The 16,211-nt window shown below is 38.1% G+C and carries 3 protein-coding genes; 1 reads left to right on the top strand and 2 read right to left on the bottom strand.

The annotated features are described in order from the left end of the window. Positions 1-406: 406 nt before the first annotated feature. On the bottom strand, positions 407-2,155 hold the full coding sequence (locus VB796_RS18075) for a hypothetical protein (protein ID WP_323347984.1): 1,749 nt from the start codon (positions 2,153-2,155) through the stop codon (positions 407-409). Between the two features lie 400 nt (positions 2,156-2,555). Then, complete coding sequence (gene purU, locus VB796_RS18070; RefSeq protein WP_323347983.1) at positions 2,556-3,392, bottom strand: formyltetrahydrofolate deformylase; 837 nt, start codon at positions 3,390-3,392, stop codon at positions 2,556-2,558. 364 nt (positions 3,393-3,756) lie between these two features. Between purU and VB796_RS18065 the strand changes: the two genes are divergently transcribed. Further along, on the top strand, positions 3,757-16,211 hold a 12,455-nt coding region (locus VB796_RS18065; protein WP_323347982.1), incomplete at its 3' end, for a PKD domain-containing protein.

Here is a 16,211-nt window from a genome sequence, read left to right as displayed (position 1 = left end):
TGATGGATTTTACCTTTTTCTTTTTAGACAGGCACTTTTTGGAAAATCGGACGAATGTCGCAGTCCAGCCCGAAATTCCGCAGTTTGAGCGTAGCGAACGACACCCGACGAGTTTCGGAATTTCTTGATTTTTTTTGTTACTTTTCGGAATTATCTACTATTTGTCGGAAGACAAAATTAGACCACGGATAGAACAGATAAAACAGATTTACACTGATTTTCTTTAAATTTATCCGTGTAAATCCGTTGAATCAGTACAATCTGTGGTCTAATTTTATTCTGCGACAAATTGTAGATAGTTCCGCTACTTTTTGTATCAAGACAAAAGTAAAAGACCTTGAAATTGGTAAAAATGCGTTTTAGAAAAAGTGTCTGTTTAAAACCTTTTCTGAATCTCTTTATAAAACTAAGCTATTTTTAGATTGGTGATAAATTTAGAAAGGTTTTCTTCTGCTGAAAGATTAAGTTTTTTCTTTAATCTCATACGAGATTTTTTGACAGAATCGGGCGTTATATTTAGGAGATTTCCTACTTGTTTCGGAGCTAAGTTTATCTTTATATATGCACATTGGCGTAATTCTAATTGCGTCAATGTTGGAGCAATTTGTCTTAATGTTGTAAAAAATTGAGGGTGAACATTCTCGAAATGGAGTTTAAAGGTGTCCCATTCGTGTTGATTATCATTGTCTTGCGTGATTATTCTGACGATAGTTTTAATCTCTTTCTCTGAAATGGTAGGCATTTCATTGAGCGTTTCTTTCAATTTTTGCTGAATGTTTTTCCAAATAATATTCTTTTGGTCGATAGCCATTGCCATAGAAGTTAATTCTCTGAGTTTAGTATCCATTTCAAGTTGAATATTCTCACGCAATTGTTCTTCATTTTTAGCGGTTTCATCTAATAGTTTTACTTGGAGTTGATTATTAGTATGTTTGATAAAAAAAACAATAATACCAAGAATTAGAATAAAAAATAAGGTAATAGATAGAACAATATACATTTTTTTGCTTGACTCAAGATTGGTCAGTTGTAGTTGATTTTTTTCTAAATCAAAACGGTGCTGCAAATTTTGAAATTCTTTTTGCTTACGTTCCGAACTAATTTCTTCTTGATGAGTAAAGTAATATTTGAGGTAATCAACACTTTTTTTATAATCTCCTAATTGATAATAAGCATTAGATAATGTACTGTCGAGGTCTATTAAATTTTCATTATTGTCTGTGGCTACTGTTTCTTGATATGATAATAATAGATATTCGACTGCCTTTTTATATTCTTTTCGAGCGGCATAGATATGTCCTAAAGAGGCATTGTTGCTTCCGATGAAATCAAATGCGGGAATTGTTTTCATGGTAGGTCGGATTTTCAAGCAAAGCTTTTCAGCTTCTTTAATTCTCCCACACTGTATGAGTACATCTACTTTTGCCTGAAGATTTAGAACTGCATAAAACTCATTATTTTTAGTACCATATTCAATAGCTTTATTAATGAAAGCTAAAGCTTCAAAGTATTTTTTTTCTTGGTATTTCATGTCAGCCATAGCGGTATATAAGAGCCACAAATTATGAATATCCTTTGTTTTTCTTGATAAGGTAACTCCTTTACTAAAAGTAGAATAAGCTTTTTCGAAATCGCCAATACTTGCATAGCATTCCATTAAACCAATATAGATAATAGATAAATATTTATCTGGATTAATTTTTTCTGCATATTGTTGTGATTCATTGAGGGTATTTATTGCTTCTATGTTGTTTCCGATAAAAATATATATATCACTTAAATTGGCATAAATGCCCAATAGTTCATCATAGTTTTTATGTTCTTTTGCCAATTGTATCGCTTTTTGATACATAAGTATAGCTTTATCTCGATTATGCAAATACTCAAAATAATACCAACCCATATAGTGAAAAACTTTAATTTGCCCATCTATGTATTTACTTGCTTTAGATTCTTTGAGTGCTTCTTGAAAAAGAAGCATCGCTTTCATCGTATCAGGCGGTGCTAAATAGCAGGCATAATTGATAGCGGCATCAATTTTTGCGTTCCCTTTTGCTGTAACATAAGCAGTCCGCACGCTATCAACTTTGTTTTTATACGCAAAGTTTGATAGGCTACACAGTAGTAGGATTGTAAGAAATATGAAATGCTTCATGCTCGTAATTCTGTAATATTTTTTTGAACAAAATTGATATTTATTTTAGCGAAGCAATTTAGAGATGAGTGGATTAAGTTTTTTGGTGTAGGAAAATAATTAAATTCGTCCCCCTTTTGTCTCCCTCAACGATGACGTAATTATCAATTGTTAAAGTAATTTTGAATCAACAATTAGTAGAAACTTTATTTTCTATTTATCAAGGTAAAAGGTATTATAGTTATCTTTTACTGGAGTTGGGTAGAGTGGCGGCTCTACCCGCTCAATTATTTGGAGCAATTGTGTGGCGGCATAGTTGCTCTATTTTTTTGGTATAAAAAAAACCTGTTTAAACAGTCTTTTGCGAATAGAGAGTTTAAACAGGTTTTTTGTTATACAAATATAGGAAATATAAGTGTTTTTACTCAAAAATGATGGTTTTATTTCCATGAATAAAAACCCTATCTTCCAATACCAATTTCAAAGCTTTTGCTAATACAATTTTCTCCACGTCACGTCCTGCCTGAGCCATTTCTTGGGCATTTTTTGTGTGGTTTACCCGAGTGATGTCTTGAAAAATGATTGGACCTTCATCTAAGTCGTCCGTGACAAAATGTGCTGTTGCTCCAATAATTTTTACGCCACGTTGGTAGGCTTGTTTATAAGGATTTGCTCCGATGAAAGCAGGTAAAAATGAGTGGTGAATATTGACAATCTTTTTACTGAATTTTTCGGTAAATTCAGCCGTAAGAATACGCATGAATTTGGCAAGAATAAGATAATCGGGTGAATAGCTTTTTACCAATTCCTCAATCTGTTTTTCATGTTCTACCCGAGTGATATTTTCGGCGGGTAAATGATGGAAGGGAATATTGAATTTCTCGGTCAAGTCTCGTAACGTATCATGATTACCGACTACTGCCAAAATATTAAAAGATAAATCCTTAAATTGATTTCTTATCAATAAATCTGAAAGGCAGTGATGTTCTTTTGTAACCAAAACAACTACGTCTTTAATTTGTTTTGTGGTGAGGTCAATATTAGAATTATCAGGAAGAATACCTCTCAAACCATCTTCAATTCTTTCGGGGTCACAATTTCCCGAGAAAGCAATTCTCATAAAGAATAGATTGTTTTCTACGTCCACAAATTCATCTGTTCTTTCAATATTGAGATTGTTGAAAAATAGCACTCCCGTAATTTTATGGACAAGCCCTTTCTCATCGGGACAGTCAATTCTTAAAATATAATCAGTCATTTTAAATATTTATTTGATGCTTTTTATTCAAACTAATTCTTTTTCTTGTCGATGAAGCCATAATGCTTAAAAATTTAGATTGGTAATATTTTACAATATTATAAATCCTCAGAGATAGAATCAAGTATGATTTTAATTATGAACTTGTTTAACAGAGGTATTTCGAAGAATTACAAAATTCAGAAATTTTACGCTATTTCTTTCATTTTTTTCTTGAACATCCCTAAAAAAGGCATTGAGTCTTTGCCGTATATTCTTATGGGTTTGAGTGTTACCACCGATTTGGCATCATTTTAGCAATTAGACTTCCTATATAGTAGTTTGTGCATACCCATTTTTTTGTAAAACTCTGAAAATCACCGCCATGATTCAAGTTGTACTTTACTCAGTAATGACGTTTTTACGTCATTTGTCCTCTTTCGCAATTCCATTTAACAAGGTTTTTGCTAAAATTTTATGCGTCTTAATATTTATTTTTCCAACAATTTTGACAGCTCAAAATTGTACGGTCAACGCTAATGTCGATGTATCCTATTGTGCAAATCAGCCTATCCAATTGTCTGGAGCAGTAGCCTCAGCGGTGAATGGTTATACTCCTACTACTACTTGGACTCAGGTTGGAGGCCCGTCAGTGGTGATTTCTAATCCTAATATTTTAAATCCTTCAATACTTGGAACTACGCCAAGTCAGGTTTATATTTTTCGCTTAACAGGGCTTTGTCAAGATGAGGAATTGATTTTTGATGAGGTCAGAATTACGGTTAATCCAATCTCAATCGCTAATGCAGGAGCTGATGCCACTTATTGTCCAGGTGTTTATACTATCTCAGGAAATACTCCCGCCAATGCTGGAGAAACCGTAGTTTGGCAAATTGTAGGGGCAAATAATGCAGGAGTGAGTTTATCGTCAGGTAGTGTTGTGAGTCCGTCAATAACGCTTTCTCAGACCAGTGCTGGTACTTCTACGTTAAGATATATAATTACAAGTTCTAATGGTTGCCAAACCACTGATGACGTTATCATTACAAACCTTGGCGGTGTGCCTACGGTCAATGCAGGAGCAGACCAAAATATTGCTGCTAATGTGGCGTGTTATTCTGTGTCAACTTGTACTACTTTAAACGGAACTTTTGAAGGCAATGGCACAGGCGGGCAAACTACTACATGGTCGCAGGTTAGTGGCCCAACGATTGCTACTTTTTCCAATGCCAATATCCGCAATCCACAAGTTTGTAATTTAAGAGAAGGTACGTATGTGTTTAGATTAACGGCATCTGGTGCTTGTACAAATGGCTCAGATGAAGTTACGATTGTTGTACCTGCTCCTTCGCAGTCAATAACACAAGTAGGAGCTATGGCGGACATTACGTTTTGTGATGGACGTACTTCAGTAGTATTGAATGGCCCATCTCCATCTTTTGTAGGCGAAACTGTTTTGTGGACGGTTGTTAATAATGGAGGAGGTTCACCCGTAATTGTATCGCCAACCTCACCAACTACTACGGTAACGGGTTTAGTGTCTAATGCCTATCATCAGTTTAGATATACAATTACCAATGCCGCAACGGGATGTTCAACCAACAATACGGTTCAAATTTATAATCAAACGCCTCCGAGTATTTCGGTAGGTGCAGACCAAGTTTTGGCTTGTAATGTTACCTCTGCTTCTGTTGCCTATACACAATCGGGGGGGCTTTATACACAATATCAAATTATTTCAGGCCCAACAGCCGTGATGGCTTCTCCTGTAAATTCATCGGGAAGTCCTCAAACAATTACTGGCTTGACGGTGGCAGGGGATTATGTAGTCCGTTTTATCAGAAATTCTTCGCAGGGGTCAGACTGTCAAACCGTAACCGACGATATAAAAATCAATATTTCTATTTCGCCAACAGCTTCAAATTCGGGAACAGACCAAGTGTTAGCTTGTGGAATATCCAATACTAACTTAGCAGGTAATATTCCTGCAACGGGCGTAGGACGTTGGTCGCAGGTATCAGGGCCATCGGTAGCTACGTTTTCTAATATTACTTCCAATACCTCTAACGTTGCTAATTTACTAACAGGTGACTATGTGTTGAGATGGACTATTGAGAATGGCCCATCTTGTGCCAAAAATACGGATGATGTATTGGTAGTGGTGAGAGTACCACCAGTTGCCATGGCAGGGGCAGACCAAGCTCCTGTTTGTTTGGGTACTTCTGTTCAGTTGAATGCGAATGTACCTCTCAGAAGACAACAGGGAACTTGGGCAGTAGTTGGGCAAGTTCCAGCAGGAACGGCTCCGACTTTTACAAATATCAATGACCCCAATGCCAAATTACAAAACCTGATAATAAATACAGTTTATCAATTGCAATGGACAGTTGTGAGTCTTCCACAGACGGGTGGTGGGAGTTGTTCTACTTCATCAGATATTGTACAGATTACTTCTGGTACTGAACAAGGGCCTGGAGATGCGAATGCAGGAGTGGATATTTGTGCATCAATAGGTAGCACAAGTGTGACACTCGGTGCAACCGCTCCGACAGCACCCAATACGGGTATATGGACAAATGTAAGTCGCCCGTCTGGTAGTGCAGTACCCAGTTTTTCACCTAATGCGAGTCAAGCCAATGCACAAGCAACAGGCTTACAGGCAGGTACATATAAATTTGTTTGGACAATTACTGACGGTATTTGTACTTCAAACGATACAATAAGAGTAACCATCAATTCTGCACTTCCAGTGGCTTCGGCAGGTTCAACCCAAACCCTTTGTGGAACTACTGCTACATTGGCTGGCAATAATCCTGGAGTAGGTGTAGGAACATGGACTCAGGTTTCGGGTCCTTCGCTGGCAAACATTGTAGATGTTAATTTGCCAACAACGACTATCAACAGCTTAGTTGCTGGAGATTATGTTTTCCGTTGGACGATTACCAATGGTTCATGTAATAATGGAACACAAGCAGATGTAACAATTAGAGTTTCATTTTCAACGAGTGTTGCCAATATTGCAGCTTCGAGTTTACAGGTATGTCCTCCAAATTCAACGGTAAATATCAATGCTGATGCTATTAATGCAGACAGTCAAGGTTATTGGTCGATTGTTGGAAATGCTCCTTCGTCAGTAGGTTTTTCAAGTAGTACCTCACCTTCTATAACAGTCTCAGGATTAGTACAAGGTAATTATAAATTTAGATGGACAGTTTCGGGGGGTGTTAATTGCCCTGTAACTTTTGACGAAGTAGATGTTTATGTACAAGAGGCTTCTAACGCAGGAGCAGACCAAAGTGTATGTTTGAGCAATTCAGTAACCTTAGTTGGTAATGGACCTTCTGGAACTTGGATAAAACTATTAGGCCCAGGTTTTCAAACAATAACACCAACGTCTTCGCCTTCCAATGCCGCCGTTGTAACAGGCTTGACAACAGGAACATATATTTTTAATTATACCATTGATAGAAATTTGAATGCTTCTGGTTGTATAATTCCCACTTTCGACCAAGTTACGGTAACTGTTTCGGCAGCAGGGAGTACACCAAGTGCAGGAGTTAATAAACAATTTTGCGAAGGTTCGGCTATTAATTTGAATGGTTCTGGAGATGTAATTCCTAATCCAGTTCCTGTGGGACAGTCGGGGCAATGGGCAATCTTGTCACAACCAACAGGTACATCAAATGCTACGCTTTCCAATGCCACAGCACCCAATGCCACTTTAAATATTGGTTCAAACAGTAAGTATGGATTATATTTATTAAAATGGACAATCACTAATGGTACTTGTGTAATTGGTGATGAAGTAAGAATTGAGAATTTTCAAACACCCACCGTTGCAAATGCTGGGGTTGATAAAACGGTTTGCCCACCAACGGTAAAAATGACGGCAAATGTACCAACTGTTGGACAAGGTATGTGGACATTAGTCTCAAAAACACCTGGTACATTACCAACGCCAACAATTTTGAATCCGCAAGTAGCTACTACTGATATTACAGGAATAGATGCTTCTGGAGTTTATGTTTTTAGATGGACTATTTCAAATGGCCCTTGTACACCATCATTTGATGAAGTTACGATAAATGTACCAGACCCAGCACCAACAACAGCCAATGCAGGGATTGACCAAACCATTTGTAATGGAACTGCCGCCAATATTACAGGAAATACACCAACCGTAGGAACAGGAGCATGGTCAAAAACAACAGATTCGCCTTATTCGGTATTTTCTCCTGCGGCAGGTACAAGCCCTGCTACAACGGCTTTGAGTTTATCAGCAGGAACTTATAAATATATCTGGACGATAACCTCTGGTGCTTGTATCTCTCGTGATACAATGATTATCAGAAATTTAGCCGTACCAAGTGCCGCCAATGCTGGTACAGACCAAATTGTTTGTCAGTTTTCGCCAGTCAATTTGAGTGCTGCTACTCCAACAGCAGGGACAGGAACTTGGACACAAATTGCAAAACCATCTGGAAATCCGAATGTAACTTTCTTATCGCCAAATTCTCCAACTTCGCAAGTGGTTGGGACGGATTTAGGGCAATATACTTTCCGTTGGACGGTTTCAACGGGGGTAAATTCTCCAAACGATTGCCAAACATCTTTTGATGAGATAATCGTCAATATTGTAGCTTCGCCAACGCCTGCCATTGCAGGAATAAGTCAAACTATTTGTGAAGGACAGACTCTTACGATGGCGGGTAACACCCCTACGGTTGGTACTGGCACATGGACAAAAGTGGCTGGGCCAGTAGGTTCTCCAGAAGTAATAACCAATGTCAATTCTCCTGCCACAACTGTAACAGGTTTATTAGCAGGAACTTATACCTATCGTTGGACAATTGGTGCTTCAGGAAATTGTACTTCTTATGATGAAATGACGGTAGTTGTTCGCCCTAAACCAACACTTTCATCGGCTACGCCTTCGTGTGTGGGTGGTGCAGGGACAGGTGTAATTACGGTTATAGGAGCAACAAATCCAACAGGAGGTTCATTAGATTATGCTTTGGGGGCAGGTGGTTTTCAGTCCTCTAATATATTCAGTAATTTAACCAATGGAGCTTATACCATTACCATAAAAGACCGTACTACAAACTGTACCAATACCACAACTACCAATATTAGTTGTACTGATAATCCAGTGCTTGGTCTTGCCAAATCAGTAGGAAGTCCAGTATTAGTAACCAATGGCGTTTATGATGTTCCTTATACCGTAACGGTAAAAAACTTGGGTAATGTAGCCTTAGCAAATGTACAAGTTACAGACAATTTAAACACTACTTTTCCAAGCCCCATTACCTACTCAATTACGGTAAAATCAACATCGTCTCCATTTACGATTAATAGTTCTTTTGATGGAAACAATGCTCAAAATTTATTAAATTCAGCTTCTTCTACCTTAGCAATTGGTGCAACAAGAACTATCACTTTTACGGTAAGAGTTAGTTTAAATGGCTCAGCACAAACACTTTTTAATAACACGGCTTCGGCTGGAGCAACCAATTCTGGAGGAACAATTAGTGCTATTTCTGATATTTCAAACAATGGCGGAAGTACTGCTATCGACCCGAATGGAAACAATAATCCGAGAGACTTAGGAGAAGATACACCCACTCCAGTATCTATTGTAAATGGTAATATTGGGGTTGCAAAGTCGGTAGGTACACCTCTAAAAATATCAGATGGCGTTTATGATGTTCCTTATACCGTAACGGTAAAAAACATTGGAAATGTAAACCTGACAGGTGTACAAGTAGCAGATGATTTATCTGCAACTTTTCCATCACCAGCTACTTATACTATTTCGCAAAGTCCACAAACACTTGCTCCTTTAGCCCCAGAAAGTTCGTTTACAGGTAGTGGAGCGAATAATTTATTATTAGTAAATGGTGCTAATACATCAACACTAACAGCAGGGCAGTCTCGTACAATAACTTTTACAGTACGGGTTACGCTCAATGGTTCAACACAAACAATATTCAATAATCAAGTGACTGCAACGGGTATCAATCCGTCTGCTCAAACAGTATCAGATTTATCAAATAATGGTGTAGAAACTGCCATTGACCCCAACTCCAATGGTTATGGAGGAGACAGTGGAGAAAATACGCCTACGCCTGTAACCATTTCAAACCCAATTATTGGCGTTGCAAAATCTACGGTTGGTTCTCCTTCATTACAAGGTGATGGTAGTTATAATGTTACTTATCAGGTAATTACCAAAAATGTTGGAAATGTTACCTTAAATAATGTTCAAGTAACTGAGAATTTAGCGACAACGTTTGTGTCGCCAATCACTTATACCGTGGTTAGTAAGTCTGGAGCGAGTGATATAAATACAGGATTTTTAGGAACACCATCTGCACAAAACCTTTTGACAGGTTCAGGAACTTTAGCACCTAATACAAGCAATACATACTTGTTCACGGTAAATATAAAATTAAATGGTTATACAGGAAATAACATTTTCTTGAATAGTGTAACTGCCACTGGTACAGGTACAACGGGCGGAAGTTCTTCTGATGTATCGAATAATGGAACAGACCCAACGCCAACGGGCAACACTCCAACACCTGTAACGATTCAAAATCAGGCAGATTTAAGTCTGACTAAAACGGTATCGAAAATAACAGGAACGCCTGCCGATCCAAATGTAGGCGAAAATATTATTTATACAATTACAGTAACTAATGCAGGGCCTAATACTGCCACCAATGTGGAGGTAAAAGACGTATTGCCAGCAGGGTTACAATTTGTGAGTTCTGCCAATTTAACAAATGTAGCAGGTACTTTGACGGCAGTCATTCCGAATATTGCTGTAAATGCTTCTGCTTCAGTGACTTTTGTGGCGAAGGTTTTGTCGTCAGGATTAATTACTAATGCTGCTGAGGTGTCATTAGCTGACCAACCAGATATTGATTCACCACATGGCAATGGCACTGCCAACGCTGAAGACGATAGAAGTTCGGTAGATATTAATGCTCAGCAAGCGGATTTGAGTTTAACAAAAACGGTTTCAAATGCCAATCCAAATGTTGGCTCAAATATTACTTATACCATTACGGTTTCAAATGCAGGGCCTTCAACAGCAACAAACATTCAAGTAAAAGACATTTTGCCAGCAGGTTTGAGTTTTGTTTCATCGGTAAATTTCACGAACACATCAGGAACGTTATTATCCACTAACATCGCCACAATTCCTGTCAATGGTTCGGTTGCTCTCACTTTTGTAGCAACCGTTACCCAAGCAGGTAGTATTTTGAACAAAGCAGAAGTTTCAATGTCTGACCAATACGACCCTGATTCTCAGCCCAATACAGGCACAGAAGACGGTCAGGATGATACAGGTGGGGTTTTGATTGGCGGACAACAAGCAGATTTGAGTTTGCAAAAATCGGTTTCCAATACCAATCCAAATGTGGGCGATGTTGTAACTTATACCATCACAGTGGCTAACGCAGGGCCAAGTACGGCTACAAACGTAACCATTCAAGATATTTTACCAACAGGTTTACAATTTGTTTCATCGGGAACTTTAACCAATACTTTAGGAACATTAACCAATACTTCGCCAATGACAGTATTGGTTGGAACGCCTATCAATTTAACTTTTAACGCCAGAGTTTTAACACCTGCTGTAAATACGGCATTAATCATCAATAATAGAGCAGAGGTGAAAACGGTTAACCAATTTGACCCCGATTCACAACCCAATACAGGTACAGCAGATGGACAAGATGATACAGATGATGCTCCACTAACAATTCAAACGGCTGATTTATCATTGGTGAAAAGCACAAGCCAATTGTCTGTAAATGTAGGAGATAATATTACTTATACCATTACCGTGAGCAATGCAGGGGCAAATACAGCTACTAATGTGGAGGTAAAAGATATATTGCCAACAGGGTTATTGTTTATTTCGAGTAGTGATTTTACTGCCGCAGGACAAACCCTCACGGCTTCAGGATTAACCATTGCTTCTGGAACGTCAAAAATCTTGACGTATATCGCAAGAGTTACACAAGCAGGCTCACTTAAAAATGAAGCACAAGTTACAAAATCTGACCAATACGATATAGATTCACAACCCGATACTGGTACAACAGACGGACAAGATGATACTGGAAATATTACCATAGCGGGGCAATTAGCAGATTTGAGCTTAATAAAGACTGTAAGTAATTCAGAGGTTAATCCCAATGAAATAGTCACATTTACCATTACCGTTTCAAATGCTGGCCCCAATGCAGTAACCACAGGTTCTGTTTCAGATGCTTTACCAGTTGGTTTAACATTTGTGTCAAGTTCAACTTTGACCAATAACAATGGAATTTTAGTTGGAAATTTCTCAAATCTTCAAGCAAATACAAGTATTGTTTTTACATTTCAAGCAAAAGTAACAGGAACGGGTATCATTACTAATAAAGCTCAAATTGCAAGTAGTGATGTCCCTGATTCAGATTCTACGCCAAATAATGGAACAGACAATGGCGAAGATGATACCGAAAACGAATCAATTAGAGTGCGTCAAGCAGATTTGGAATTGACCAAAACGGTTTCAAAAACGAATCCTAACGTTGGTGAAAATATTACTTATACCATCACAGTGCTAAACAAAGGAACAGATAATGCTACCAATGTAAAAGTAAAAGATGTGTTGCCTGTGGGCTTAACTTTTGTGAGTAGTAGCGACTTTGTGAATACATCAGGATTATTAATTTCAAATAATATTGCATCAATTACTGCGGGTGGGCAAAGAGTTTTGACTTTCGTAGCAACAGTTACGCAAGCAGGAAGTATTTTGAACAAAGCGGAAGTTTTGACTTCAGACCAATTTGACCCTGATTCTCAGCCAAATACAGGTACAGAAGATGGACAAGATGATACTGGAGGCGTATTAATTGGAGGTCAACAAGCAGATTTGAGTTTAACCAAAGTAGTTTCAAAAACCAACCCTAATGTTGGTGAAAATATTACTTATACTATTACGGTAAATAATGCAGGGCCAAGTGTGGCAACAAACGTTGCCGTTCGTGATGTGTTGCCAGCAGGAATCAATTTTGTATCAAGCTCAGATTTCACGAATTCGTCTGGCACATTAACGGCAAACATAGCGAGTATTCCAGTAGGTACACCTAAAGTATTGACGTTTGTTGGTGTAGTACAAACTGCCACAACCATAGTCAACAGTGCAGAAATTAGTAGTGCAGACCAATACGACCCCGATTCTCAGCCCAATACAGGTACAACTGATGGACAAGATGATGCAGGAAGTGCTACCATTATTCCGAAACAATCAGATTTGAGTTTGACCAAAACCGTCTCTAATACAGCTCCCAATGTCAACGCAAACATAACTTATACCATTAATGTCACCAATGCAGGCCCAGATATTGCTACCAATGTTGAGGTAAAAGATATTTTGCCAGCAGGATTACAATTTGTGTCATCTGCTGATTTAACCAATACTGCTGGAACGCTATCGGGAACAGTCAATACGATTGCCATAGGAGCTACCAAATCTTTCAGTTTTGTAGCCAAAGTTTTGAACTCAAATGCTATTTTAAACAAAGCAGAGGTATCAAAGTCAGATGAGTTTGACCCTGATTCTCAGCCAAATACAGGTACAGAAGACGGTCAAGATGATACAGGAGGCGTTTTGATAGGAGGTCAACAATCAGATTTAAGTTTAGCAAAAGTTGTTTCAAATACTACTCCCAATGTAGGCGATAACATCACTTATACCATTACAGTAACCAATGTTGGTCCGTCAACGGCTACCAATATAGAGGTGAAAGATATTTTACCTGTGGGTTTACAATTTGTATCAAGCACAGATTTTATTAACTTAAATGGAACATTAACTTCTCAAATTGCAAGTTTGCCAGTAGGTACCAAAACATTAACATTTGTAGCACGGGTTTCTCAACCTGTCAGCATTACAAATAAAGTAGAAGTGTCAAAATCAGACCAATTTGACCCAGATTCACAACCCAATACAGGTACAGAAGACGGTCAAGATGATACGGATGATGCGATTTTAACGCCCAAAACAGCAGATTTAAGTTTGACAAAAACGGTTTCAAAAACGAATCCAAACGTTGGTGAAAATATTACTTACACTGTCACGGTTAACAATGATGGTACAGATGCAGCAACAAATGTTCAAGTAAAAGACGTTTTGCCAACAGGTTTACAATTCGTTTCAAGTACAGATTTTATTAATACTTCGGGTGTACTTTTCTCAAATAATATCCCAACTATTTCATCGGGAGGAATTGTAACACTTACTTTCGTCGCCAAAGTGACACAAGCAGGGGCAATTTTGAATAAAGCGGAGGTGTCGAAATCTGATGTGTATGATATTGATTCTCAGGTAAATACTGGTACAGAAGACGGTCAAGATGATACAGGAGGTGTTTTGATTGGTGGACAACAATCAGATTTGAGCCTAACAAAATCAGTTTCAACCACCACAGGAACGCCTGCCGCAGGAACACCTGCCTCACCAAATGTAGGCGAAATCATTACTTATACCATCACCGTTAATAATGCAGGGCCATCTATCGCAACAGGAGTTGAGGTAAAAGATGTCTTGCCATTTGGGTTAAGTTTTGTTGGAAGTACAGATTTTACTAATAATGCAGGAATATTAACCGTATCAAATTTAACAATTGCCGTTGGTACTCCCAAAACCTTGACATTTACAGCACAAGTAACGCAATCTACTACCATCATTAACAAAGCTGAAATTTCAACATCAGACCAGTTTGACCCTGACTCTCAGCCAAATACTGGAACCGCAGATGGTCAAGATGATACAGGTTATGCTACCATTATCCCACAAGTTGCTGATTTAAGTTTAGTAAAATTAGCCACCCCATTATCTGCAAACGTTGGCGATAATATAACTTATACCATTGAAATAAGTAATGCTGGCCCATCAACGGCTACCAATGTAGAAGTAAAAGACGTATTGCCAGTAGGTTTAAATTTAGTAAATGCAGGAAATTTTACGAATAATGCAGGAACACTAACGGCAACAATTCCAAGTTTAGCGGCAGGAGTAACACAAAGTTTGACTTTTACAGCCCAAATAACCCAAGCTGGGAATATTATTAATGCCGCTCAAATTACAAAATCTGACCAATTTGATACTGATTCTCAGGTTAATAATGGCACAACAAACAACGAAGACGATACCGATGAAATAACAGTAGGAGGAATTTTAGCCGATTTAAGTTTGACAAAAACAGTTGATAAAGCAATCGTTAATCCAAATGAAAATGTAGAATTCACCATCACCATCACCAATGCTGGGCCAAGTGCCGTAACATCTGCAAGCGTACGTGATGTACTGCCCGCAGGTTTACAATTTGTTAGTTCTTCAACCTTTGCTAACACGAATGGAACACTGATAGGACAAGTTTCAAATTTAGGAGTTGGACAAAGTCAGACTTTGAAATTTGTTGCTCAAGTAACTGGTACTGGCAAAATTACCAATAATACGGAAATTGCTTCCAGCAATGTGCCTGACCCAGATTCATCACCCAATAATGGTATCTTGAATGGTGAAGATGATACCGATAGTACAAGTGTACAAGTGCGTATAGCCGATTTGAGTTTACAAAAATTTGTAAACAATGCCAATGCCAATGTAGGAGATGAAGTAGAATTTACCTTGTTAGTAAATAATGCAGGAGCAAATATCGCCACCAATGTACAGGTTAAAGACGTTCTACCTGCTGGATTACAATTTACCAGTAGTACAGACTTTACAAATACATCGGGAGTGTTATTGTCAAATAATATTTTGACAATTCCTGTAAATGGCTCTGTAACCTTAAAATTTAAGGCAATTATTACTACTTCAGGAGGAATAACAAATAAAGCAGAGATTACCAAGTCAGACCAGTTTGACCCTGATAGTCAGGTTAATACAGGAATTGTAGATGGTCAAGATGACGTAGGGGCAATTTATTTGAACGCCCAGTTATCAGATTTAAGTTTGACCAAAACCGTAAGCAATTCAACGCCAAATGTTGGAGATAATATTACTTATACAATCACAATTAATAATGCTGGTACAAGTACAGCTACAAATGTGGAGGTAAAAGACATTCTTCCTGCTGGTATTGTGTTTGTGAGTAGCTCGGATTTTACCAATGTGAACGGCACATTGACAAGTACATTACCATTGACAGTTACAGTTGGGAATCCTCAAACATTGACTTTTGTAGCACAGGTTTCCCAATCTGCAAGTATCACGAACAAAGCCGAAATCTCAAAATCTGACCAATTTGATATTGATTCTCAACCAAATACAGGAACTACCGATGGTCAAGATGATATTGGAAGTGTAACAATTACCCCTCAAATTACCGATTTAAGTTTGACCAAAACGGTATCGAATACAAACCCAAGTGTCAATACCGATGTAACTTACACAATTTCAGTAACCAACGAAGGTCCAAATGTAGCGACCAATGTAGAGGTAAAAGACGTGTTGCCAGCAGGTTTACAATTTATATCATCTTCAGATTTAATTAACAATGCAGGAACGCTTACAGGCACAATTGCGAATATCCCATTGGGAGCAACAAGAAGTCTAAGTTTTGTAGCCAAAGTAACGCAATCAGGCAGTATTTTAAACCGAGCAGAAGTAAGTAAATCTGACCAATTTGATTCAGATTCACAACCCAATACAGGCACTTTAGACGGTCAAGATGATACAGGCGGTGTTTTAATTGGCGGACAACAATCGGATTTGAGTTTGACGAAAACCGTAAATAATCCTACGCCCAACGTAGGTGAAAACGTAATTTACAC

It is taken from the genome of Arcicella sp. LKC2W, from assembly GCF_034931005.1.
Classification (GTDB): Bacteria; Bacteroidota; Bacteroidia; order Cytophagales; family Spirosomataceae; genus Arcicella.
The sequence above is the reverse complement of the archived record's forward strand: the minus strand, read 5'-3'. Positions and strand labels throughout refer to the sequence as shown.

Coding starts and splice junctions, on each gene's coding strand:
- VB796_RS18075 (WP_323347984.1), bottom strand. CDS start 2,155: ATGAAGCATTTCATATTTCTTACAATCCTACTACTGTGTAGCCTATCA.
- purU (WP_323347983.1), bottom strand. CDS start 3,392: ATGACTGATTATATTTTAAGAATTGACTGTCCCGATGAGAAAGGGCTT.